Source organism: Nostoc sp. JL23, assembly GCF_017115065.1.
Taxonomy (GTDB): domain Bacteria; phylum Cyanobacteriota; class Cyanobacteriia; order Cyanobacteriales; family Nostocaceae; genus Nostoc; species Nostoc punctiforme_A.
On the sequence record NZ_JABXKN010000037.1, the window covers coordinates 53,118 to 77,206 of the forward strand.

The 24,089-nt window shown below is 42.1% G+C and carries 25 protein-coding genes and 2 pseudogenes; 14 read left to right on the forward strand and 13 right to left on the reverse strand.

Annotated elements, in window-relative coordinates; all coding sequences use genetic code 11:
• Positions 1 to 208 precede the first annotated feature (208 nt).
• The 6 genes and pseudogenes from HWQ42_RS07745 (at position 209) to HWQ42_RS07770 (ending at position 5,206) form a co-directional block, all read left to right on the forward strand.
• A complete protein-coding gene (locus HWQ42_RS07745) occupies positions 209 to 682 on the forward strand; it encodes a hypothetical protein (protein WP_292810739.1) in 474 nt (157 codons plus the stop codon).
• A gap of 364 nt (positions 683 to 1,046) precedes the next feature.
• Positions 1,047 to 2,561, forward strand: a complete 1,515-nt coding sequence (locus HWQ42_RS07750; RefSeq protein ID WP_292810795.1) for a thioredoxin-like domain-containing protein — start codon at positions 1,047 to 1,049, stop codon at positions 2,559 to 2,561.
• 56 nt (positions 2,562 to 2,617) lie between these two features.
• Positions 2,618 to 3,184 (forward strand): annotated as a pseudogene (locus tag HWQ42_RS07755) (HAD family hydrolase); the annotation flags it as partial.
• A gap of 123 nt (positions 3,185 to 3,307) precedes the next feature.
• Entirely contained in the window at positions 3,308 to 3,661 is a 354-nt protein-coding gene (locus HWQ42_RS07760) for a DUF952 domain-containing protein (protein WP_292740322.1), read from the forward strand.
• 69 nt (positions 3,662 to 3,730) lie between these two features.
• Positions 3,731 to 4,054 (forward strand): hypothetical protein, encoded by a 324-nt coding sequence (locus HWQ42_RS07765; protein ID WP_292810742.1) that lies wholly within the window; start codon positions 3,731 to 3,733, stop codon positions 4,052 to 4,054.
• Positions 4,055 to 4,288: 234 nt separating this feature from the next.
• Positions 4,289 to 5,206 (forward strand): RluA family pseudouridine synthase, encoded by a 918-nt coding sequence (locus HWQ42_RS07770; RefSeq protein ID WP_292810798.1) that lies wholly within the window; start codon positions 4,289 to 4,291, stop codon positions 5,204 to 5,206.
• A gap of 250 nt (positions 5,207 to 5,456) precedes the next feature.
• On the opposite strand, the gene HWQ42_RS07775 is transcribed toward HWQ42_RS07770, so the two are convergent.
• The 3 genes from HWQ42_RS07775 to HWQ42_RS07785 all read right to left on the reverse strand — a co-directional run bounded on the left by HWQ42_RS07775 (position 5,457) and on the right by HWQ42_RS07785 (position 7,797).
• A complete protein-coding gene (locus HWQ42_RS07775) occupies positions 5,457 to 6,224 on the reverse strand; it encodes a phycobilisome rod-core linker polypeptide (RefSeq protein WP_292740269.1) in 768 nt (255 codons plus the stop codon).
• A gap of 413 nt (positions 6,225 to 6,637) precedes the next feature.
• Positions 6,638 to 7,186 carry a hypothetical protein gene (locus tag HWQ42_RS07780; RefSeq protein ID WP_292740271.1) on the reverse strand — a complete coding sequence of 183 codons (549 nt, stop codon included), beginning with the start codon at positions 7,184 to 7,186 and terminating at the stop codon, positions 6,638 to 6,640.
• Positions 7,180 to 7,797, reverse strand: a complete 618-nt coding sequence (locus tag HWQ42_RS07785; protein WP_292740326.1) for a phycobiliprotein lyase — start codon at positions 7,795 to 7,797, stop codon at positions 7,180 to 7,182. Before HWQ42_RS07785 ends, HWQ42_RS07780 begins: the two co-directional genes overlap by 7 nt.
• Before the next feature lie 298 nt (positions 7,798 to 8,095).
• On the opposite strand from HWQ42_RS07785, the gene HWQ42_RS07790 reads away from it, so the two are divergent.
• From HWQ42_RS07790 to HWQ42_RS07805, 4 genes are all read left to right on the forward strand, one after another.
• Positions 8,096 to 8,263 (forward strand): NblA/ycf18 family protein, encoded by a 168-nt coding sequence (locus HWQ42_RS07790; RefSeq protein ID WP_292810800.1) that lies wholly within the window; start codon positions 8,096 to 8,098, stop codon positions 8,261 to 8,263.
• Positions 8,264 to 8,540: 277 nt separating this feature from the next.
• The gene (locus tag HWQ42_RS07795; RefSeq protein ID WP_292740273.1) at positions 8,541 to 9,098 is read left to right on the forward strand and encodes a bleomycin hydrolase; all 558 of its coding nucleotides are present in this window, start codon (positions 8,541 to 8,543) and stop codon (positions 9,096 to 9,098) included.
• Between the two features lie 78 nt (positions 9,099 to 9,176).
• The gene (locus HWQ42_RS07800; protein ID WP_292740275.1) at positions 9,177 to 9,671 is read left to right on the forward strand and encodes a bleomycin hydrolase; all 495 of its coding nucleotides are present in this window, start codon (positions 9,177 to 9,179) and stop codon (positions 9,669 to 9,671) included.
• Between the two features lie 205 nt (positions 9,672 to 9,876).
• Complete coding sequence (locus tag HWQ42_RS07805) at positions 9,877 to 10,485, forward strand: HEAT repeat domain-containing protein (RefSeq protein WP_292810744.1); 609 nt, start codon at positions 9,877 to 9,879, stop codon at positions 10,483 to 10,485.
• Positions 10,486 to 10,526: 41 nt separating this feature from the next.
• On the opposite strand, the gene HWQ42_RS07810 is transcribed toward HWQ42_RS07805, so the two are convergent.
• Both HWQ42_RS07810 and HWQ42_RS07815 read right to left on the reverse strand, forming a co-directional pair.
• On the reverse strand, positions 10,527 to 11,435 hold the full coding sequence (locus HWQ42_RS07810; protein WP_292810746.1) for a HEAT repeat domain-containing protein: 909 nt from the start codon (positions 11,433 to 11,435) through the stop codon (positions 10,527 to 10,529).
• 274 nt (positions 11,436 to 11,709) lie between these two features.
• Positions 11,710 to 11,949, reverse strand: coding sequence for a hypothetical protein (locus HWQ42_RS07815; RefSeq protein ID WP_292810748.1), 240 nt, complete (start codon positions 11,947 to 11,949; stop codon positions 11,710 to 11,712).
• Positions 11,950 to 12,547: 598 nt separating this feature from the next.
• Between HWQ42_RS07815 and HWQ42_RS07820 the strand changes: the two genes are divergently transcribed.
• Both HWQ42_RS07820 and HWQ42_RS07825 read left to right on the forward strand, forming a co-directional pair.
• Positions 12,548 to 12,730 (forward strand): hypothetical protein, encoded by a 183-nt coding sequence (locus HWQ42_RS07820; protein ID WP_292810750.1) that lies wholly within the window; start codon positions 12,548 to 12,550, stop codon positions 12,728 to 12,730.
• Positions 12,731 to 12,913: 183 nt separating this feature from the next.
• Positions 12,914 to 14,185 carry a HEAT repeat domain-containing protein gene (locus HWQ42_RS07825; RefSeq protein WP_292810752.1) on the forward strand — a complete coding sequence of 424 codons (1,272 nt, stop codon included), beginning with the start codon at positions 12,914 to 12,916 and terminating at the stop codon, positions 14,183 to 14,185.
• Positions 14,186 to 14,336: 151 nt separating this feature from the next.
• Here the strand turns inward: HWQ42_RS07825 and glgA are convergent, their stop codons facing one another.
• The 4 genes and pseudogenes from glgA to HWQ42_RS07845 form a co-directional block, all read right to left on the reverse strand.
• On the reverse strand, positions 14,337 to 15,773 hold the full coding sequence (glgA, locus tag HWQ42_RS07830) for a glycogen synthase GlgA (RefSeq protein ID WP_292810754.1): 1,437 nt from the start codon (positions 15,771 to 15,773) through the stop codon (positions 14,337 to 14,339).
• A gap of 136 nt (positions 15,774 to 15,909) precedes the next feature.
• Positions 15,910 to 16,881 (reverse strand): hydroxymethylbilane synthase, encoded by a 972-nt coding sequence (gene hemC, locus HWQ42_RS07835; RefSeq protein WP_292810756.1) that lies wholly within the window; start codon positions 16,879 to 16,881, stop codon positions 15,910 to 15,912.
• A gap of 212 nt (positions 16,882 to 17,093) precedes the next feature.
• Positions 17,094 to 17,831: a phycobilisome rod-core linker polypeptide gene (locus HWQ42_RS07840; protein ID WP_292810759.1), complete on the reverse strand. Its 738-nt coding sequence runs from the start codon at positions 17,829 to 17,831 to the stop codon at positions 17,094 to 17,096.
• A 493-nt stretch (positions 17,832 to 18,324) separates the two neighbouring features.
• Positions 18,325 to 18,465 (reverse strand): annotated as a pseudogene (locus tag HWQ42_RS07845) (phycobilisome rod-core linker polypeptide); the annotation flags it as partial.
• Positions 18,466 to 18,818: 353 nt separating this feature from the next.
• Between HWQ42_RS07845 and HWQ42_RS07850 the strand changes: the two are divergent.
• Both HWQ42_RS07850 and HWQ42_RS07855 read left to right on the forward strand, forming a co-directional pair.
• Complete coding sequence (locus tag HWQ42_RS07850; protein WP_292810761.1) at positions 18,819 to 19,790, forward strand: YegS/Rv2252/BmrU family lipid kinase; 972 nt, start codon at positions 18,819 to 18,821, stop codon at positions 19,788 to 19,790.
• 114 nt (positions 19,791 to 19,904) lie between these two features.
• On the forward strand, positions 19,905 to 21,455 hold the full coding sequence (locus tag HWQ42_RS07855; protein WP_292810763.1) for a metallophosphoesterase: 1,551 nt from the start codon (positions 19,905 to 19,907) through the stop codon (positions 21,453 to 21,455).
• Positions 21,456 to 21,527: 72 nt separating this feature from the next.
• Here the strand turns inward: HWQ42_RS07855 and HWQ42_RS07860 are convergent, their stop codons facing one another.
• The 4 genes from HWQ42_RS07860 to HWQ42_RS07875 all read right to left on the reverse strand — a co-directional run bounded on the left by HWQ42_RS07860 (position 21,528) and on the right by HWQ42_RS07875 (position 24,029).
• Positions 21,528 to 21,686 carry a hypothetical protein gene (locus HWQ42_RS07860; RefSeq protein ID WP_292810765.1) on the reverse strand — a complete coding sequence of 53 codons (159 nt, stop codon included), beginning with the start codon at positions 21,684 to 21,686 and terminating at the stop codon, positions 21,528 to 21,530.
• Positions 21,687 to 22,093: 407 nt separating this feature from the next.
• Positions 22,094 to 22,501: a hypothetical protein gene (locus HWQ42_RS07865; protein ID WP_292741750.1), complete on the reverse strand. Its 408-nt coding sequence runs from the start codon at positions 22,499 to 22,501 to the stop codon at positions 22,094 to 22,096.
• A gap of 448 nt (positions 22,502 to 22,949) precedes the next feature.
• The gene (locus HWQ42_RS07870; RefSeq protein WP_292810767.1) at positions 22,950 to 23,384 is read right to left on the reverse strand and encodes a CAAD domain-containing protein; all 435 of its coding nucleotides are present in this window, start codon (positions 23,382 to 23,384) and stop codon (positions 22,950 to 22,952) included.
• Between the two features lie 183 nt (positions 23,385 to 23,567).
• Positions 23,568 to 24,029 (reverse strand): BON domain-containing protein, encoded by a 462-nt coding sequence (locus HWQ42_RS07875; RefSeq protein ID WP_292741746.1) that lies wholly within the window; start codon positions 24,027 to 24,029, stop codon positions 23,568 to 23,570.
• Positions 24,030 to 24,089 lie beyond the last annotated feature (60 nt).

Here is a 24,089-nt window from a genome sequence, read left to right on the forward strand (position 1 = left end):
TTCATTTTGCTTCGCTTCATTCATAATGACAAATGTATATAGCGTTTCCTAAGCAACTGAGGTACACCTAAATCTTTTATAACAAAATAAATAAGCAGCTTTAAAAACGTACCTCACCAGACCGGGAACCTCAGTATTTAATTTTACACTACCACTTATACACCTCAGCATTGTCTATAAACAAGAGAACTGTATTGGAGGTAGGTTTGTGAAATTATCTAAACTGTCCACAATTCTAGGTTTAACAGCAGCATTTGCAATTTCATCACAAGCTACGTTGCTGATTCAAGAAAACAAGGCTCTAGCGGTTACTGGTATATCTATCCTTACATCTCTTAAATCTATCCTTTATACAGGCGAATACTTATTCGCTGCCACTAATCAATACTTGATTTCACCTAATGGGGTATATAAAGCTATCCAGCAATCTGATGGAAACTTTGTTCTTTATGCTGACAGCACTCCTCTGTGGGCATCAAACATTCTTGACACATCAGTTTACTACACCGTTATGCAAACCGACTGCAATTTAGTCAGCTATAATTATAGTGAAACCCCTCTGTGGGCAAGTAATACAGGTGGGCTTGGTTCTAATTGTCGTCTCGAAGTTCAAAATAATGGAAACTTGGTAATTTATACAGGTTCTAATGTTCCTGTATGGGCAACAAATACCAACAGATAAGCTGCCTTGTTGATACCATTTCTTTATGAAGCTGCATAGAATATAACTCCAATGCCTGCGTCATATCCCCGATGCTTTGAGAGGAATTTAAGTGGGGTTTATTTCTGGTATACTTTAAGACTTTTCAAATATCTTTTTAACTCGACTTTATCCAAAATTAAGAACTTGGTTCTGCTTAATAAAGCAAAAACCCTAACTTATTAGCAAAAACTTTTTCTATGTCACTGATTCACGGTGAAATCGAATAAGTATAACTAATACCCCATATAGGTTTTAGCATTAGCGTTCGTGCAACGACTCCGCAAGAGTATCGCGTTGCTAGAAAATGGATAAAGTCGAGCTTAATTACGAATTACAAATTAGTATGATTCCCCGTGTCAGAGCGCCAGAATTACCGCAAAATTACTTTTGGCTCAATACCGATAAACCATTGTCTCTTAAACAACTTAAGGGTAGAGTCGTAATTTTAGATTTTTGGACATATTGCTGTATAAATTGTCTGCATATTCTGCCAAACCTGAAATATTTAGAACAAAAATATAAAGATAGTCTTACTATTATCGGTGTCCATTCTGCCAAATTTGATAACGAAAAGGAAACAGAAAATATTCGCCAAGCTATCCTGCGCTATGACATTGAACATCCAGTTATAGTTGACAGAGGTTTTCGGATTTGGGAAGAGTATGCTGTGCGTGCTTGGCCTACGTTAATAATTATCGATCCAGAAGGTTACGTGATTGGCCAGATTTCTGGTGAGGGAAACCGTAACACTTTAGACGAGTTGATTCAAAAGTTAATTCAGCAACACCAAGACAAAGGCACAATTAATTTCCAAGAAATAAGCTTAACTTTAGAAAAACAGCGCCAACCATTAATCACACCTCTAGCTTTTCCTGGTAAAGTTCTAGCTACTCCAATAGGTTTATTTATCGCTGACTCTGGACATCACCGCCTGGTTATGAGTAGCTTGAACGGAGAAATTTTACAGTTGATTGGGACTGGAAAATCTGGCTTAACCGATGGTGCTTTTCACGAAGCGCAATTTTTTGGGCCGCAAGGAATGGCTTCTGATGCCGAAAATCAGATTCTTTACGTTGCTGATACAGAAAATCATGCACTGCGGCGAGTTGATTTAAAGCGCCAAGTAGTCAAAACTATTGCGGGAACTGGTGAACAAAGTTGTAATATCCATCCTCATGGCGGTGCTGGGTTAGAAACCGCTCTGAATTCCCCTTGGGATTTAGTGATAGTGGGAAATACCTTATTTATTGCAATGGCTGGGCCGCATCAAATTTGGCAAATGGATTTAGAAACTGGCATCATCAAAACTTATGCTGGTAATGGTGCAGAAGCGTGTATTGATGGTTCACTTACTGAATCTGCTTTTGCTCAACCTAGTGGTATTACTAATAATGGGCCAGAATTATATATAGCTGACAGTGAAGTTAGTTCAATTCGTGGTGTGGGAATTGTCGAACCCTACCAAGTAAGAACTGTTTGCGGTAGTGGCGGTTTATTTGGTTTTGGCGATGTAGATGGACAAGGTGAAGATGTCCGTTTACAACACTGTTTAGGAGTGGAATACGCTCAGAATTTTTTGTGGGTAGCAGATACCTATAACCATAAAATTAAATTAGTTAGTCCTAGCGGGAATTGCCAAACAGTTTTGGGAGATGGTTCTGCTGGTTTACAAAATGGCCAGGGTAAAAACACTCAGTTTTTTGAACCTTCGGGATTGAGTGCTTTGAGTTCTTATTTATATATTGCTGATACTAATAACCATGCTATTCGTTGCGTAGATTGGGATAGCTTTGAGGTGACAACGCTGGAGTTTCCTGGTTTGTGTTCGCCAGATGTTTGTATTCCGCCAAATTTATAAAATGAGAATCTCACGCAAAGGCACAAAAAAAACAATGTTGTTGAGCGATTGCTTGTATGCAATTAGTCGTTTTTGATATTGATGGGACACTAACAAATACAAACAAAATTGATGAAAATTGTTTTGTACGTGCTTTTGAATTGGAATTTGGAATTTTTGGTATAAATACAAATTGGACTGAATACACATACACCACAGATTCTGGAATTACCCAGCAAATTTTCCAAGAAAAATTAGAACGTCTTCCTTCAGATGAAGAGTTAATCAGAATCAAAGCGCGTTTTGTTAGTCTACTTCAGAAAGCGTTTATTAATAACCAAGATTTATTCAGCGAAATTCCTGGTTCTGCAAATATATTAGCTAAATTACAGCTAGACTCTGATTGGTGTGTTGCGATCGCAACTGGTGGTTGGCGTGAGTCTGCTAAACTAAAACTTCAAAAAGTTAATATAGAAATAGAAGGCATTCCATTGGCTTCAGCTAATGATGCACTTTCGCGAAAAGAGATTATTAAAACAGCTATTATCAAAGCAGAGAATATTTATCAAGTTGAAAAATTCCAGAAAGTTGTTTTTGTCGGTGATGGTGCTTGGGATGTAAAAGCAGCCTATAAGTTAAATATTGCTTTTATTAGAATAGGTAATAATAAATTAATAAATATAGGCGCTACAAAAGTTATTCAAGACTTTACAAACTTAGACGAATTTATGACAATATTACAATACGCAGAAATTCCTAGATTTTCTATGAACACCATTCTCCATATTACCAAACGTCAACAATGGGAACAAGCAAAAAATCTTGGTACATATCGTGCTGATTCGTTAAACAGTGAAGGTTTTATACATTGTTCAAAATCAACGCAAATACTCAAGGTTGCAAAGAGATTTTTTGATAATCAAAAAGAATTAGTACTACTTTTGATTGATTCTGAAAAAGTCCAAGCTGAAATTCGCTATGAACCTGCTGAAATAGGGGAATTATTTCCTCACATTTATGGTGAGTTAAATATTGATGCTGTGTATCAGGTGATAGATTTTGAAGCTGGGAAAGATGGTTTATTTGAGTTGCCGCAAGAAGTTATAGATTTAGAATTATGAACCACAGAGGCGCGGAGGACGCGGAGGTGGAAAAATGCAGAGAATTTAAACCAGGACTTACACAAAATCATGAAAAAACGAACCGCATACTCCTACGGAGAAGCAAGCTACGCGCAGCGTCTCGTTATTGAAATTGATGTCACCTCTAAAACCCAAATTAGTGCCTACGAAGCGTTGAAAGTACCTGAAATTTGGCGATATGAAAGCAAAAACCTAGAAATTAGCTTGCTGCAAGGTGAGCAATATGTGAAGTATCTTATCAGCCCCACATTCCCTACTTTTTCTATTACAGAACTTATTCCTCGATTTGTAGAAATGGCGCGAACTATAGGAATGAGTTCAGCACTTAGCGCGTTTCAACAATCGGTAAGAGAACAAATACAAGACAGCTAAGGTAATGAAATTCGCGGGTACACGAACTCTCGTTCGCTAAGGTAAAATCAAGGTTTTGCCTCGGTAGACGCGATTTATAACGCCCTTTTAAAGTATTTCGCGCTTTACTTAAAGAACGGGAATTAATCTAGAGCAATTGTGACCGAATTTAATTTACAAATCCAAGAAAATAGCGAACGCTTATCAACTCCACTGGAGGATGCTTTACCTAGCTTGCTTCCCCTTAAGAGTACGATACACTGCATTAACACCAAGGGCGATCGCATCGACCGTTACCTTTCCCAAGAATTACCAGACTTATCCCGTTCCCGCATCCAACAGTTAATCGAACAGGGCAACGTCCAACTTAACGATCAAGTTTGTACATCCAAGAAGATCAATGTCAAGGTAGGCGATCGCATCACTCTGGAAATACCAGAAGTTCAACCTTTAGAACTGCAAGCAGAAGATATCCCTTTAGATATCCTTTACGAAGACGACCAGTTACTTATTCTCAACAAACCCGCAGGCTTGGTTGTCCATCCTGCACCCGGTCATCCAGATGGTACTTTAGTAAATGCTCTATTGGCTCACTGTCCCAATTTACCAGGAATTGGTGGAGTACAACGTCCAGGAATCGTCCATCGATTGGATAAGGATACTACAGGCGCGATCGCGATCGCTAAAACAGATATTGCCCACCATCATCTACAAGCACAACTCAAAGCAAAAACTGCACGACGAGAATACTTGGGCGTAGTTTACGGTGCGCCAAAAACTGAAAGTGGCACTATCGACTTGCCTATTGGTCGCCATCCCCAAGACCGCAAAAAAATGGCTGTTATGCCTGTTGAACAAGGCGGACGAGTCGCCGTCACTCACTGGAAAGTATTAGAACGCCTTGGTAACTTCACTTTAATTCACTTTCAATTAGAAACTGGACGCACCCATCAAATTCGTGTCCACAGCGCCAAAATGGGTCATCCCATTGTCGGCGACCCAGTTTATAGTTCTGGCCATTCCGTTGGGGTAAATTTGCCTGGTCAAGCATTACACGCTTGGCGACTCAAATTGCGGCATCCCATATCCGAGGAGTTGATTGAAGTGACAGCTACTCCTCCCGCCCACTTTACAAAACTTTTGGAGATGCTAAAAAGACGAACTACACTTTAAGCTCATCCACGTCTGAAACTACCCCAATTTTAAACACATCGACGAGCATTGAAAAAAACCATACCCAATGCCCAATGCCCAATGCCCAATGCCCAATGCCCAATACCAATTAACAACTAGCGTGCATTAGACATGGGATAGAGTCTGTTTCACTTAGTTCTATCTAAATAAAACTCCTACATAACCCAAGACTTATGCACGCTATAAAACGATCAAATGGATGTACTAGCCAGCCACCGACCAAAAATCGTTATTTAATTCCTGCCAGTTGCCGATAAGGTACAGACTTTTCGATATCGATGTTGTATGGCGAGATCCGTTGTGGAGCATTGCCAGTTGCATTGATATTTTGTGCCATACTCAGGAATAGAGATGGATCTCCAGCCTTTGCTTTTTGCTCTTGTGGGAGGAATCTGCGTACTTCGACCTGCCAAATGATTTGGGGGAAACCCAGTTTAGCACGGTGATAATCTTCGTATCGCGGAGATTTGATGTTGAATGGCAACTCACCCGCAGATTGGGATGGTAGTATCCGACGGCGCTGATAAGGCACTGTGGAGTATCCAAAATTGCTCAGGTACTCTTCAGTGTTGAGCACTTCATCAATAAAGCCTACAATACCCTTGGTAGCGACTACAATTGACCAGGCGATTTTTTCCCGCTCGTTGTATGGATCGCGTCCTAGAACCCGCTGAATTACTTGCTCAACAAAGCGATAATTATTGTTGAGGTCGTAGAAGCTTTTCTTAAAGGTATTGGAAAGCACCAATCCACGAATAAAGTCCCGTACTGTAATTTGTCCATTACGGAGTTGAGACTCTAAATATGTTTCGCGATCGGCAGCAAAAGCGTAAAAGAAAATTTGACGATATGCTGCTTCGATCAGATCGCCTAAATCTGACGGAGAAAGTATATTGTCGGTATTAAAAATCCTGGGCTGTTCATCACCCGGTACTTCGTATCCAGCTACACGCTGGTTTTGACTTGAAGGTTCATATTCTAACAGAGGAAGTGGCACTCTAAAGCCTCCATGTTCTTAATTAAAGTTAACAACTTTTAATCACATATTAAGGGAGTAGTTGTATCAGAACTTCAGATTCTGATAAAATTTCACGAAACTTAACTAAGGGGAATTTAAGTATTCGTAGGATAAATGATTAGGCTACTGTATTCAACCCATAGCTAATCAATAAATAAGGATTTGGGCTTTCAGCTTAATAGACTACGTAAATGATTAAAAAATTTTATTCACATATTTTAGATTAGGAGATTCAGTTTCACCTTTTTGAACTGAAGCAATAATTTTTAACATTTAGCAAAAGAAATTAATGGGGCATTGGGCATTGGGCATAAAAGGCAGAGGTGCAAAGGTACAGAGGGAAAATTTACTGCAACTTCCCCTGCTCCCCTGCTCGCTTGCCTCCCTCGGCGTCAGCGACCTATCCAAAATTCCAGAGGATCTATGGTTGATTTACAGTAGGGCCAGCTACGCAAAGTTGCTTCCATTCCTGCCTCCCAGTAGGGTGGTTCCAATCCCAGTCCTAAGCATAGATGAGATAGGATGCTAGCAAACTGCTCATTATGACCAAACTCTCCTAGATGGGCATGGGCGTATTCATGGACGACTACACCAAACCAATCTCTAGGTGCAACTCGACCAACATCTACCAAAATAGTGATTGGGTTTGTAAGAATGTTGCACAGCCCATCTATGCCGAAGGATTGAGCTATGGGGACTGCAAAAATTTGGATTTGGCGACGCTGTTGGGGATGAAAGCACTCATGACAAACCTGTAGATAGGAGTTGATCTGAGCGTTTACGGCGTTAATATTCTCGCCGATCCAAGTGCAAATGGGGATGCGATCGCGCAGGTTATCAAACACATCCACCATACCCGGTTCTAGGGCAAGTCCCTGTACCAGACGCAGATAATCTTGCCCACGAGTAAAAGCATCGCTCTGCTTGAGATAATTCACCACCCCAAAACTGAATAAAACTGTCTTTTTTCCAAAATATCCGGCCCAAGTTTTTCTGTTACTTCTTCTGGGCTGGCAACCTCAACAGAAGTTTCAATACGGCTTTCAGTACAAAACGATGCGGTGCTAAAGCCGCCAAACCGTTTGACTGTACTAGTTCGTAGTCGCATATTTGGGCTGGCGAACCAGAATCGCTCAATGGAACTCATTGTTTCGTATTCGGTTGTCAACACCAGTCCATCTTCATCATCCATGTGAAAAAGACCGACTACAGGCACAATTTCGGCGTAGCCTCTTTCGCGGAGTAATTTGCCTTGCCTTGGATTATCGCCATCAGGCACGATCGCAAATATGGTTTTCCCCTGATGATTCTCCTCGTCCTCTCGATCCCAAGCCATTGTCCCTAACCAACGCACGCGCGAACCACCGACTGAAAGGCTGGGGTCAATCTCATGATACTGGCACAGTTCAATGATTTCTGGATGATCGGCATCCAGAGTTTCTACCTGTATATCCGATTCTCCTGTCTCTGAGCGCTTGAACGCCAGATGATGAGTTGCACGTTGCGATCGCCACTTACCAGCACTTAGCTGAAAAAATTCCATTGCGTCTATCAATCTTCTGACTCCTACTTATTACTCCTGCGGATGATGTTTTACGAGTTCTTTGTTTTTAGAGTAGTTGGTATATAAATATTCTAAACATTACAGCGATTAGTGGTCAGCTTCAATAAACACCCTAGAAAAGGGGAAGAGTGAGGTGTTGTTATCTAATTGTAAAGTTTTATGAGTGTGATTTATTCTGGCTTGACAATGTGGACATTTTAATATCTGAGTGCTAAAATTAATAAAAAGCGATCGTCTTCCACTAACAACGAATAACCTTCGATTCAGTCAATCACAGGAGTGAATGATGGACTTTCCAGTCGAATTAACTTTAGAACAACAATTTCGCTTACAAAATTTGAAAGACCAGGTAAAAAATTTGAGTCAACAAGAGGCTCAAGAATTTTTACTAGAAGTTTTACGGCAGATGATGGTGAAAGATAATTTGGTCAAACATCTGTTAAAAGAAGCTTGATAGAGTAGAAAACAAAATTTTTTCCTTAAGACTTACGCAATGGAGAGTTCCATAAAAATGCGTAAGTCTTAATTTTTTGCCCAATTTCGGCTAAATTTTGATTTTTTGATCGGGAAAGCCAAATTATAGGTAAATATTACAGATTATTACTTTGTCTCTCATAGTAAAGACTAGGGTACTATTGATCCCCTATGTTTTTGTTTGGCTACTCGCAGTTAACCTGATCGAGAACACGCCAAAAATAATATCCGCCATTTGTGAATATTAAGGAGAACTCATGGTTCTTGATGCTTTTTCCAGAGCTGTAATTGCGGCTGATGCCAAAACCGCTCCTATCGGTGGTACTGACTTGGCAGCCTTGAAGTCTTTCATCGCTGAAGGCAACAAGCGCCTTGATGCAGTGAATGCGATCGCCAGCAACGCTAGCTGCGCGGTTTCTGATGCTATTGCTGGGATTGCTTGTGAAAACACAGGTTTGATTCAATCTGGTGGTAACTTGTACCCCACTCGCCGGATGGCTGCTTGTTTACGTGATGCTGAAATCGTTCTGCGCTATGTAACATACGCGCTGTTGGCTGGTGATTCTTCCGTATTGGATGATCGTGCTTTGAACGGTTTGAAAGAAACCTACACAGCTTTGGGCGTACCCACTGGGTCTTCTGTACGGGCTTTCCAGATATTGAAGGCTATTAGTGTCGCTCACATCACCAACACCAATACTGAAGCTAACGCTGGTAAAAAATTCCGTAAACAAGAAGTTGTTCAAGGCGACTGCTCTGCTCTAGCTGCTGAAGCTGCTAGTTACTTCGATCGCGTTATTTCTGCTTTGAGCTAATCACTCATAGCTAAAGGCTATTAGCCAAGCAAACTGAAATTAAAACTCGATCAAATCTAATCTGGAGTATAAAAAGCAATGAAATCAGTTATCACTACAGTTATTGGATCTGCTGATGCAGCAGGTCGTTTTCCAACCACCTCCGATCTAGAATCAGTTCAAGGTAGCATTCAGCGTGCTAATGCTCGTCTAGAAGCTGCTGAAAAGCTAGCTTCTGGCATCGATGCCGTAGCTAAGGAAGGTTATGATGCTGCGTTCAAGAAATATCCTTACCTAAGCCAAGAAGGTGAAGCTGGCGACACTCAAGTTAAGAAAGACAAGTGCCTGCGCGACATCAAGCACTACTTACGCTTGATCAACTACAGCTTAGTTGTGGGCGGTACTGGGCCTCTAGATGAGTGGGGTATTGCAGGTGCTCGCGAAGTTTATCGCTCTTTGAATCTGCCCACCGCTCCCTACGTTACCGCGTTGACTCATACTCGCGATCGCGCTTGCTCTCCTCGCGACTTGTCTCCTCAAGCGTTGGTTGAGTTCCGCAATCTCCTCGACTACGTAATCAACTCCCTTTCATAGTAATAGGGATTGACTAGACGTAAACGAGCGATCGTCATACTCTAAAACTCAGGGACTCTCAGTCTGTTGCTTTGCCTGTATCAGGTTGAGTGATTGACCAAGAGTCCCTCTGTTGTTAATAATTCGTAATGACGCTCCTGCGTCGCTAACGTAATTCGTAATTAATGATTGAACTTGGGGGATTTAAACAGGGAAATTTTCTTTTATGACAATAGATTCTCTATTTGCACAGTTAAAACACCCCAACCCCAATTTGCGGGAACGAGCCATGTGGGAACTGGCTGATGTCCGTGATGAGAATACCATTCCTCGGCTGATGGGTATTTTAGATGAAGAAGATGTCACCTATCGTCGAGCTGCGGTAAAAGCACTGGGTGCTATTGGTACAGATGCTGTACCGCTATTGGTAGAGTCATTAGTAAATAGTGATAATGCCACCATTCGGGGTAGTTGTGCTAAAGCTCTAGCACAGGTTGCTGCTAATCATCCTGATGTTCCCTTCCCCAATGAGGGCTTACAAGGATTGCAAACAGCGCTCAATGACCCAAATCCCGTTGTTTATATTGCATCCGTAATGGCACTGGGTGAGATTGGTTCTCCTGCCTTTGAGATTTTGACTGAAGCTTTGAAAAAAATAGATAATGTTGCGGTGGCTGTGGCGATCGTCAATGCACTCGGTTCGATGGGTGATATGCGCGGGGTGGAAGTGCTGACGGCATTGACAAATGATGAATCTGTTGATCCGTATGTTCGAGAGTCAGCGGTGAGCGCTTTGCCCCGATTAGATCAAGTGATGAAATATAACGGAGAGTAGCGATCGCTAATTATGCGCTCAAATTGGAAATGTCCATCGCCTTATTCCCAAGCTTCCTCCTCTAACTGCCTCTCAATTTGAGAAATCGCCAACTTAATCACTGCCTGAACCCCTGCTTCTTCTTCCTCAGTTAATGCGGCTTGCAGGGGTTCTAAAGCAGCACCGTCGCCAATCTTCATCAATGCCAAAGCCGCTGCTTTTCGAGTTTCACAATCGGGATGATGTAGTAATTCCACAAGGCTAGGAATTGCCGAACGATAGGTGAGGCTACCCAAAGCTGCTGCGGCTTCACACCGGACAATTTCAGATGGATCGTTGAGGGCATTAATTAAAATATTATATGCTCCTTCTTGAGTGCCTTCTTGAGCAATTTTAGCGATCGCACCCACCACCGCAGCCCGAACTTCAGCGGAGTCGGAGTTAATCTCTCGATATAAATGCTCCTTCGCTTCTGCCCCAATAAATCCCAACGCCCATACTGCATGACCTTTGGCACTTTCTGGATACTCTGTTGACGCTAAGATTTTCAGCAACGCTGGCACAGCTGCTTCACCTATTTTGGCAAGCCCCCCCACCGACGAGGTTTTGACCACCATATCTTCATCATTTAACAGGGCATTGACCAAAGTTGGAACTGCGATCGGGTCAGCAATGAGTGTCAAAGTTTTAGCGCTGGCTCTCCGCACAACTGGGTTGAGATGATTTGCCACAGCTTCCATCAATAAAGGGGTTGCTGGTTTGCCGATTTTACCCAAAGCCTCTGCAAAACTCAACCTAACCATGCCCCGTGAGTCCGCCATACTCTCAACCATCCGCTTTAGTAGCTCTTGGTCATCTGAGTTGAAGGTGTTTAAGGCTAATTGCTCACTCACCGCTTTAAATAAAGCATCGGTTTCTGCATGAGATAGATTTAACGAATCTTCCCCAGATTGAGTTTCGGAGTTGAGCATATAACTTCTAGTTGAATTATCAAGATGAATGACTAGTACCGCAAGGCGGAATTAAAAATTAAAAATGAATACAGCGTAAGCATTTCATTGATTTGGAATGGGTGGTTTATTTCCGCCGACCTGTACTAGGGACTTCCAGTTAAAAATAAATATCCCACCCCTGCGGGACGCTCCGGGTTCGCGTAAACGTCCCGCAGGGTACGTAGGGGCGCAAGACCTTGCGCCCCTACAAATCTAGAAATAATTTGGAATAATTTATTTTTTTGGAAGTCCACTAGTTGCTGACACTCAGGGCAGCTTGTTGATTACGGAGTTCCTGGAGGGCAGAATCAATTTTGGCAAGCTCAGGCTCCAGTTTTGCCATGACGCTTACTCTCATCAACTTAGCCCGTTTTGCTGTTTCCGTAGTTTCTTGAACTAGACGTTCCCGATATTGCTCAAGTTCTGCAATCACTTCTGCAACATCTTGAGCGGTGACGTTATTGGTTGTTGTGAATTCTGAGGTTTCATCCATAAGTTTTGTTTCCTAAATGCGTGTTTATATGAATGATGTCTGGTGAGTGTTTCCAAGAATGTTTGTATTTGCTTACTCGCTAAAGACTGGCACTTAGCTGTTACATAAAACGGAGCAATTTGCAAGAGGTAACTGAACTAATAGCTGACAAACGCATATATTATGATCTTCTCAGATCGCGTTACCACTGGTAAAGCTTTTTGACGCAAATCTTCAAAAGATAAACCCAACTACATTTCTGATAAGTCTTTTAAGCTTTTTAGATTGCAAGTGTGTAGTTATAGCATAGTTTAGCACTTTGCAAAAACTGCTCAACATGTTTCCTCCAGTGGTAAAGTATCTCCCCACAAGTATAAGCAGTCGCTATCTTAGTTAGGATTTAGAATATAAAGAAGTCATTGATTTGGGCATTCCTATGGCAAACCCTTACAATTACAGCGGAGGTCAAGTTAATAAAGTAGACAAAGATTCGTCTCAAAGCCAGGTATAAAGTCTGTTTTACTTCTGACTTCTGGATTCTGCTGTATGTCCTAACCAACGTAGCGGCTGCAATGGTAATAAAAACAGCAAAACTGCTTAAACATTCTGGAAGAAGATTGTGGAAACGACAAGAAATAACTCACTAGATATACGCCACATTAGTCCTACAGTAAGAGAGCTAATTAAGCAGTATGCTGCTGTAAATAACTGTACGCAGGCTGAAATGCTAGAGCGTATTGTTTTAGAGTGGAACACCCAACAAAGCGACAGCGAACGACCATCAGGAGATGAAGATGAATAGCTTTTTTGTACAGCTTTTTTGAGGGCAATGATGCTTTCTTTTGGTTTGTTTGGCTCTACCTCGGCCAAACATTTGTATTTTGTACTCGCCTCATCTTCCCAGTCCCCAATCACTAGTAGCCAGTCCCTAGTACGATAGTAAAAGTGACCTGCAAGCAATTATCCAAGAGCAATTTACAGATCAATGGATAAACGTTTTTTTAAAATGTTTGGGCTAACAGAAGAAGAAGCGATCGCAATTATCGATACACCATTAGAACAACTCGAAGACGCTTCTGATAAATATATTGCTGTTTCCCATTTAATTAACTTCCCCACTGAGCAATCGATCGCGGCTTTGGTGCGAGCGATTGAAAACAGTAACCCTGAGGAGTTAGACCACCGCATTGTTCGACGCAAAGCTGTAGAAAGTCTGGGGCGATTGCAGGCACAATCAGCTTTACCTGTAATTCGGCAATGTCTTAAAGATGATGATATTTATACTGTTGAAAATACTGTGTGGGCAATCGGGGAAATTGGCACTAAAGAGCCAGAAATTCTCGAAGAAATAGCACAACTGCTTGATAAAGCAGGTCAAATATATCGAGTCATTATTCATACTCTAGCTAACGCAGACTATCAACCGTCTCTAGAACGTGTACGAAAATTTACTTTATCTGAGGATGAACCTACTCGTAGTGCAGCGATCGCTACACTTTGTCGCTTCACGGGTGATTATTCCCAAATAACTGAAGTGATAGCGCTACTACAAAGTTCTAGTGTGAATGCACGGCGCGGTTGCATTCAAGATTTGATTGATTCTCGCTACTACAAAGCCATCCCAGAAATTGCCCGTTGTCCTGTATCTCTGGTGTTTCGGTTGCGAGGATTGCGGATGCTTTTGGATGTAGGTGTTCCCAGTGGTGAAATTAGCTTTACAGAAATTCAACCTTACTTAGAGCAAGTACTCTATGACCATCCCAACGATCTTGATTTAGTACATGAGTATGATGCCACCCCTGTTCTAGATTTTGTGATTAATGAGCTTTACGAAACTGATTTTGGACGTTGCTATTTGGCGACAAAAACCTTACTGGATATCTATTCACAAGAAGCACCAGCAGCACTCTTAGCAACTTATGGAGATAAAGCATATAACGATTATGGTGCTCATTATCATGTCATGAAACTTTTCGGCTGGCTGAAATATGCTCCCGCCTACGATTTATTAATAGAAAATCTACACAATCGCGAACCTCAGTTTCAGAAATCTCGTGCTGCATGTGCGATCGCTCTTGGTGAATTGGGTGATTCACGAGCGATTCCTGAAATCAAAATTTGCCTGAATACACCGATTTGGGATTTGAAATACGCTTGTTTATTAGCGCTAGACCGCTTAGGAGACTCCTCTGGTCGGGAAATTTGCACTAGCGATCGCGACTGGCTAATTAGGGCGAAAGCCACCACTAAGCAATAGCGCTGGCGACTGGAAGTCGCGGCTACACAAACATAGACGCTTTGCGGCTTCCCGCAGGGTAGTCCGCCTCCGCGGACTAAGGAAAAATTAAGGGTTTGTAAACCCACGGAGGTGGGTTTTGCCTGTGTAGACACGGTTTCTAACCGCCCTTTTATTTACTAGTGGTGACTGCTTCGTTTAAAACTAACTTTGGTTTTGGTGTTTCTTCTTCTTCTGGCAAACCGTAAATTGATCTGTATAACTTCACATACTGCTTGGCAGATTGATACCAACTAAAATCTTGACTCATGCCGCGTTTTTGTAGTTCTCCCCACTGCGGTTTGAAACGGAAGCCTTCCCAAGCCCGGATCATCGAGGTGAAAAGGTCTAGCGGTTCATAGCGATCAAAGCAATAACCAGTACCAGCAGCATTTTCAGGATCATGATGGGTTACGGTGTCAACTAATCCACCTGTACGGCGGACAATGGGCACAGAACCATAGCGCAAAGCCATCATTTGACTAATACCGCATGGTTCAAAACGGCTAGGCATCAAGAAAGCATCAGTACCGGCGTAGATCCGGCGAGACAGGGCATCGTTATACAGCAAGTAAGTTGCCATGCGTCCGGGAAAGCGCGATGCTAATTGCCACATCTGAGTTTCATAGTAGCGATCGCCTGTCCCTAACAGTACAAACTGTGCATCTGTATAAGATAGGAAGCGATCGAGGATTTGCAATATCAAATCAATGCCTTTTTGTTCCACTAGTCGTGTCACAATCCCAATTAAAAAGGCTTTGGAGTTAACTTCTAATCCTACTTCTTCTTGCAAAGCAATTTTGTTGGCTTTGCGTTGATCTAAAGTATCAGCAGTAAAGGTTTGAGCAATGTATTTGTCATTTTCTGGATTATAAACCTCAGTATCAATACCGTTGATAATCCCGGATAATTTACCGCTAATAAAAGACAGCAAACCTTCTAATGTTTCACCGTAAGTAGGAGTCTTGATTTGCTCGGCATAGGTGGGCGAAACTGTATTTACCTTGTTGGCAAATTGTACAGCCGCCGCCATGACGTTGTGTCCTTGCATATACCAGGGACACCAAGTAATTTTCTCTAAATACCAACGCCACGGTCCTTGATAAGCCAGGTTATGAATGGTGAACACTGTGGTGATATCAGGATCTTGGTGCATCCACACGGGAATCATCCCCGTATGCCAATCATGACAGTGGATAATGTCTGGTTTCCAGTAATTCCAGGCAAATTCGGCTGCACCATTGGAAAAAAAGGTGAACCGCCAGTCTTCATCATCTCCAGAATAAATCCGGCGGGGTAGGAATACAGGATGTCCAAATAAGTACAAGGGAACATCAGTACCAGGCAGAATGCTTTCATAAACAGCAAATTCCTGGAACATGGCAGATCCCCGCCAGATGGGTTCTTTGGGAATTTCCATTTTGTCTGGCAGGAAGCCATAGTAAGGCAAGAAGATTCGCACATCATGCCCCATTTCTCTCAGAAATTTGGGTAATGCCCCGACAACATCACCCATTCCTCCTACTTTGGCAATGGGTGCTGCTTCTGCTGCAACAAATAGAATCCGCATGGTAATTTTTGCTTCCCCGAGTCTATATTGTCAAATTAACGTTCTAAATCCCGACCAACGCGACTTGTCGCGTCTGGCACATCTTGAGTGCAACGGCGATCAATTCTTATCTAATCACATTGGCTTGCCCAATTGCTTAGGAACCGCGCTGAATCACCGCAAAAATTTCTTCGAGAATTTCTTGCGCTCCCTGTTGTCGCAACAGTTCTGCTAGTTCTTGGCCTAGCGCTTCGGCGTTGTTGGCAAGTCCGGTGACGGTATCTTTGACGAACTTTTGACCATCTACACTGGCGACTATCCCGGTTAAGGTCAAATTATCACCAGATATTTCTGTATTTACACCGATAGGTACTTGACATCCACCCTCTAAAGAGCGGAGAAAAGATCGTTCGGCGAGACAGCGATCGCGTGTTTCGGTATGTTCAATTGCTTTGAGTAGAGATAGCACTTCACTATCATCAGCACGGCATTCTATCCCTAAAGCACCTTGTCCAACGGCGTGGAGGGAGATTTCTTTGGGTAAGATTTGATGAACGCGATCGCCCATTCCCAATCTCTCTAACCCTGCTGCTGCCAAAATCAAAGCATCGTATTCGCCTGCATCCAGTTTTGCCAACCGTGTAATTAAGTTTCCCCGCACATCCTTAAAGGTAAAGTGAGGAAAATGATGGCGTAACTGTGCTAAACGCCGTAGAGAAGATGTACCAATTACCGCACCTTCTGGCAACGTATCGATTTGTTTATCTTTGTGCTTTTCATGCACCACTAATGCATCTGCTGGGTTTTCTCGTTCAGTAATTACTGCTAACGTTAACCCTTCTGGTAAGTGAGTCGGCAGATCCTTGAGAGAATGAACCGCAAAGTCAATCTCTTGATTGAGCATTCCGAGTTCAAGTTCTTTAGTAAAAAGTCCTTTATCGCCAATCTTAGCTAATGCTACATCCAAGATTTTATCGCCTTGGGTAGACATGGTGTGGACTTCAAAAGTGATATTAGGATAGCTTTTCTGTAGTTGCTCTTGTACCCAGTAGGTCTGAACCAGAGCAAGTTGGCTTTTACGTGAGCCGATCCGAATAGTGCGTGGGGGACTAGAAACAACTGAAGTCATAAAACAATATAATATCGCACGCGATAAATTCACTCTCATCTAGACTACCGTAGTCAGGGACTCATGCGAATTTTGGGTTTTGGATTTGGGATTTTGAATTACAATTCTTTACCAAAAGCTTGTTTGAGGAATTTTTTTAAATAATAGAATTTTTATGCACTGAGGATGTTGCGATCGCTCACAATGGCGATCGCAACATCCTCAAGTTTCAGCTAGTACCCACCAAATTTTGGCAAATAACCAAATGTAGTCAGCAAACTAAACAAGACAATCAGTGCCAGTGTCGAAGCTAATAGCAATAACACCACATCTCTGTCAGAACTGCGTAAGAAGGTTTGTAAATTAAAAGGCTCAACCTGCTTTCTTGTCATGGGAAGCGGTAATTTATCGCGATAATCTTCGCCATAACGAGCCATTCTGGCAAAAGGTAATTCCCCTAGAGAGTGTCCTTGTAAAATCCGTCGCCGTTGATAGGGAACTGTATTGTAACCAAAGTTACTCATATACTCCTCACTATCTACCAAATCGTCGATAAACCTGTGCAGTCCTTTACTTGCTAGCACAATTGACCAGGCTAGCTTTTCGCGTTCATTGTAAACCTCGCGACCCAATAAGCGCTGTACGCATATCTGCACAAAGCGGTAATTGTTGTTGCTTTCGTAATTGAGTCGCCGGAATGCATCAGATATTGCTAACCCTCGAATGAAATCTCTGACTGTAATTTGACCAGTTCTCAGTTGGGATTCTAGACAGGTTTGACGGTTGCTATCTAGCATCTGTTGTTCGTGGAAAATCTGGCGATAGGCTGCCTTAATCAAGGCATCCATTTCTAGTGATGATTGCAGATATTCGGCTGTATAAATTCTAGGTTGCTCGTCGCCAAGAATCTCATATCCAGATACACGGTGATTTCGAGATGAAGGGGAATAGCTTAACAAAGGAATAGACATATTAGAACTATAAATTTGAAGGGATTGGGCATTATGTATGAGGCAAAACAGTTCCGAGTCCTGAAGATTCCCAACTCAGCATTCTTGAAGGGAATTTATTGTTGCTTTTGTCTCCCTTATCCCCAGTTTCTAGCCCTTTGAGTTGTTTAATTGCCACAAAACAGACTAGTAGTCTGTCAAATTTAAGTTACGCCGTGTGGAACTTTCTCTCAAACCTAACCCCCAACCCCTTCCCTACAAGGGAAGGGGAGTAAGAATCAAAGCCTCTCTCCCTGTGGGGGAGAAGAATGGAAGTGGGGTTTCAAGAATAAGTTGCACATCGCGTTAAGTTCGTAGTAAGGACTTCAGTCCTTATTTTCTAAGCACTAAAGTGCTTACTACAAACCTTCAAGATTAACTTAGACATTGTACTAGTAGGCTGTAGTGGAACTTTACAATACCTTTAACAAGTTGCTCAAGCAACTTGTTTGATTAATTGAGATGGTAGCTGGATTTACGCATTGATGGGAGCGCAACTAAAAAGATGCCTAAAGTTCAATTCAATTGCCCGATAACGAGGGCAACTGCTAAAAAATAGACAACAATACAACTCAAACTTCGCTACCAAACGGATAAACTTGCGATCGCTGATTTCACTTTGCTGAAACTACGATTCAAGACCAGTAATTTGCTCACTTCCCATAATATAGGAATTTCCTAAAACCTGTCTATATACAATTCTGATGATGGCTTTAAATTTTTCTACCGACTAACTAAATAACCTTCCAGTTGAGTGAGTCTTTTTAAACAGGCGGCTAAAAATAGACTTCTTTGGGAAGGTTTTAAAGGTTCTTGCCTTTTCTTGGTGTATGATGCGATCGCATATCGCGCTCAACTTAGTCAATATATCTAGAAAATTCAGCCCCAAAAGGGAAGTTGAAAATTTACAGGAATGCTAAGAATAATTTGTTATCTTCATTAGTTATCCAAGCTTAGTTATTATACATTATGAATCGTTCCGCCTGTCTCATCTTCAATCCTGTTGCGGGTCAGGGCGACCCAGATACAGAGCTAGCAGAAATTCGGGCAATATTAGAGCCAGATATTGATCTAGATATTCATTTTACAACTGAAGAAATCGATGCTGACCAACTGGCATATCAAGCTGTAGAGCGAGGAGTAGATGCAATCATTGCTTCCGGAGGGGATGGTACTCTCTCAATAGCGGCGGCAGCTATTGTGGGAACTGATATCCCATTTGGGATCATTTCCAGAGGAACAGCAAACGCTTTTGCCACAGCTTTAGGAATTCCTGACACGATCGCAGGTGCGTGTCAGACAATTTTGCAGGGAGCAACTACTCATGTAGACGTAGCTTATTGCAACGATCGCCCAATGGTACTTTTGGCAGGTATTGGCTTTGAAGCTGACACTGTAGAATTGGCAGACCGAGACGCCAAAAATCGCTTTGGGATGATGGCCTACGTTTTGGCAGGAATCCAGCAATTAAGAAGCTTACATAACTTTGATGTTGAAATTGAAACTGAAGACAGGATAATTAAAACTAGTGCCTGTGCAGTAACGGTAGCCAATGCCGCGCCTCCAACTTCAGTTTTGGCCCAAGGCCCAGCAGGTCTGATTTATGATGATGGGTTACTAGATTTAACGATTGTAGCTCCAGCTAACAAGGCAGGAGCGATCGCAGCCACGTTTCATCTATTTCAAACGGCTTCGACAGGTAACGCCGTTGACCGAGATGATATTGGTTTCCTGCGAGCCAAACAATTTAAAATTACCACTGAGCCACCACAAAAAGTTGTTCTAGATGGTGAAATAGTCGGCACAACACCTGTAGAAATTAAGTGTGTACCAGCAGGCTTAAGAATTTTTGTGCCATTAGTAGAAGAAGTTGAGCCTACCGAAAAACTAGAGGGGCTACCTAATCTGACTATTAAGATGAAAGACACAGTAGAAGAATGAGGGTATGGGGCATTGGGCATGGGGCATTGGGCATGGGGCATTGGGGATTAGGAATAATTTTTGCTCCTCTGCCCCCCTGCTCCCCTTCAATTGAAAACTCAGGAGTAGGTTGCATTGAAACTTGTATCTGATCCAGCGATCGCTAAGAAAATTCGGAAAATGAATCAGCGGGTGCGGTGGCAAGATCCGTTAATTGTGGAACGGGATATCGACCAAACCCGGCTGGTGTTGGAAGATGGTCAAACAGACAATTCTGAGTTCTCATTTTTAGTCATAGGTGATAGTGGTTCCGGTAGACACAGAGGACACAATCCTCAGCGACAAGTAGCGGAACTTATGCTGCCCCATCACAACGAATCCCGTTTTATGCTGCATACGGGGGATGTGATCTATTTAGTGGGATCGAGTGAATATTACCAGCAAAATTTCATCCAGCCTTACCGAGAGTTTCTCTTGGGCGCAGAGCATCGCAAACGGATTGCTTATGACCAGATGGTTTTTAAGCTGCCCATTTTACCTGTGCCGGGAAATCATGATTACTATAACTTGCCAATTTTATTGAGCTTGGCATCTCTAACAACATTACCCATTCGTCACCTGTTGCGATCGCGGTTAGACCTAGATGTGGGCTTACATGGCTCAGGATGCGGTGACGCTTACGCAAAGGCATTTCTCGACTATCTTCAGGCGTTTCAGCTTCCAGGAGAGTTAGCCAGTCACTTAGATCGGCACTACACAGCCAAGACAGATACAGGTCGTTGTCTTTCATATCAACCTGGGCAATTTACCCGCCTTCCCAATCGCTATTACACTTTTCGTTATGGCGGTATTGATTTCTTTGCTTTGGATTCTAATACATTTAACGATCCACCACCGCTACCGAAAACAAAAAAAGGTGATGCCGATCGCAAACTCTTAGAAAAACGCCGTGAAGATTTCGAGCAAGAAAAGCAGGAAATTATTGAAACTTCAGCCAAACTTCGCCCAGAAAATCCGAATGAAGCCGATCAATTAGACGACTTCCATGCCAAGCTGTCACAAATTGAAGAAATTATTGTTGATATCGATAAGCAACTAGCCACTAATAAAACAACGCTGACTGACATTGAACAACTGGATTGGCTCAAGCAAAGATTAATTGAATCTTGGAATAATCCTGAAGTTCGGGGAAGAATAATTTATTTCCATCATCCTCCTTATGTAACTGAGGCGACGAAGTGGCAACAAGCACAAACTCTAATCGTTCGCGATCGCTTGCGTGGCGTGTTGGATGCGGTAGCTAAAGAAATCCGTTCCTTAAATCAGGGTCGTCCTTTGGTCGATTTGGTATTAAACGGTCACGCCCACTGCTTGGAACACCTGGAAACAATGGATACGGGACACGCTGATTCTCATATCCACTGGATTGTTTGTGGCGGTAGCGGGTTTAGTTTGCGACGCCAGCGGATTGAGGGAGCAGATTTGATGGAGGAGAATAGGTTAGTAGCGCGATCGCATCTATTCATTGGTCGCAACGGTCAAGGTTTTCAGAAGCGACGACCTTATTCAGGTTTGCGTATTGACGTTAAAGGCGATGGACAGCCTAAGTTTATTGTTCGTCCTTTGGTTGCCGAATGGCATCAGCGGCAATGGCATAATCGTGAACTTGAACCACTGATTATCTAGTAATACTGCTGTATTAAACCCGTAGAACCCCAAAGAGACAAAGCTACGCTTTGTCTAGCCTTTAGAGTTTGCTTACGGTGTACACAGGAGTGTTTCGGCTAACAATGCGATTGTTTTGACTGACAATGCGATTGTTTTAAGTGACAATACGATTGTTTTGACTGACAATGCCATTGTTTCGACTCGCAATGCGATTGTTTTAACTGACAATGCCATTGTTTCGGCTGACAATGCGATTGTTTCGACTCACAATGCCATTGTTTCGACTCACAATGCCATTGTTTCGACTCACAATAAATGTAGAGACGTTATATGTGATATGATGTCCAGCTAATTAGTTATAATTCAACACGCTTAGGTTAGCGCCAAAAACCTTAAACTGTGTAGCTTGCTTCCCCAAGGGTAAACCAACACTTCCAGGGCTTTGCTAAGTTGAGCTTTGCTTAACCCAAGCGTATTGAGTTCTAATTCCCAAATCCTATGCAGAAAGCCCAAAAAACCTGCCCCTCTGTGGTCTTAATGGTGAGTCTTTAACCGGACACAATATAAAAAATTAGAGACGCAATAATTGCGTCTCTAAAAACTACCTATTTAGCCTTTTTACGTGTAATTGCACCCGGAAAAAGGATAGTTGTTAATTAAATTACTCCTGGGCCTCTACCGCGGCTGTCACCCTTATCTGTCAACTTGCCTTCCTCATCCTGATTAATTTCTCCAAGTTCTTCAATACGTTCTTCCGTATCTTCTGCCGCTTGCTGGCGTGCATCACCTGGTTCTTCGTAGTACATTTCTGGTTCAACTGCATAGTTGTTTAACAAACCTTCTTTGTCTACGGTATAGCCATCAGTGGTGCGTATGCTTTCTGGATCGGTTTGATCGTCAGTAGGTGCATCTGCTTCCCGTTCTTCTGTGGGGCGGGTTTTGTAACGATCTCCTTCTCTTTCCATTCTAGCGGCGGTTTCAGCAGGGATAATGCCGCGATCATAAGTATCGACTTCCGCGCGATCGGATGAATCTGTATCTCTCTTAACTGCTTCATTAGCCATAATTTATGTCCTCGTTAAAGAATCTATTAAATAACTTCAAAAACTAGATTAGGCTGTTTTTTATCTCTGAGCTACTATCTTGAGAAGTGACTTAAAATTAAAATAATGTTATATTCTCTATCTTTTGATGTATCCAAAAGACTAAAATGGAATCCGGTTAAATACTGTTGATTTACATTTATTGGTAGAACAAGGGTTTTGGTTGAAGTCAACTTAAAATTAAAAGGGCAACTAGAAACCGCAACGATACAAGGCTTTACCCAGTCTGTAGAGGCGGACGTGAGTGTGTGTAGCTGTGAATTCTATGAGACTGTTGGCGAATTGCGATCGCTACTTTCAAAGCATTGAGATGTCGTAGCGCCTCACTCCGTAAATTGTGGTTTACATGAATTCGCCAACAGAGTCATTCTATTTGCCCGTGTAAATCTTAATTTAATGCTTAGTAAATTTACTCGCCCACGAATTGGCTTTTCAGTGATTGAATTTCATCGGCTAATTCTTGCCGAGTTGAAGCCTTCAGTAAATAACGGAAAACAAACCAACTGGTGTAACTAATTCCAACTAACTCAAAAAGTGGTGATAGTAATGGAATATCATTGATTGCAGCTAGTACCGTCAGTACTACTCTAACTGTAACAATGGCCGCCAAAATTAAAGCAACAGTTATTAGAGGCTGCTTGTAGTCCTGAAAAAAGCCACTTAAGTATTGGGGGAGTTGCTCTAAAAATTGAGAAATTTGTCTGCTAATTTGCTGCCATTGAGATTCAGGTTCAGGTGCTGGCGGTAACTTTGGTAAGTTGGCGGTATCAGTACCTTCAAGTGCTAGCGTACCTTGTGATAAGGAAGCATTGATAGATTCACGTTGCTGTTGTTCGGTTTCCATAGTTTTTATGTTTGGTAACTACAAGACTTTGTATAACTGAACTGAGCATCAACAAATATAGTTATTAAGGTCGTCAGTTGTCAATTATTAGTGGTCAGTTAAACTTGTTACTGACCACTGAGATTTAGCAGAAGCATTTAAATCTCTTTATGCTTACCTGCTCACTTGGATTTATTAATTGCCTTAGTTAGTTACTTTGGCAACAGTTGCTTTTACAACTACACTATTGACACCTTTAATTTCCTTAGCTAATTTTTCAATTTTAGCCAACTCCTGCTGATTGGTGACAGTTCCAGCCACAGTAACAACACCACCGTCTGCGGCATTAACTGTTAGTTGACTCTTGGGGATATTAGCCTCTAATTTGGAGCGAACTTCACTTTCTAAGTCAGCTTTAGCTCTTTTTGTATCGCCACCAGTGGTATTGTTGCGCTGTTCGCGGGCGCGAATATCTTCATTTAGTTGTCTTCTACGAACTTCACTTTGCGCGTCTTTTTGAGAAGCTTCTGTTGTTTTTGCAGTTGGTGTTTGGGGAGCCTCATTAGGATTATTGGGTGCAGATTCACTTGTTTTAGAAGCGTTATCACAAGCAGCAACACCAAACACTAAAAGGCAACTAATTACGAAGGGGGTTAGCTTTTTCATTGGTTTAATTCTGAATCAGAAAGTGAAATCTATTGATATTTACGGCAAAAGTGAGGAGCA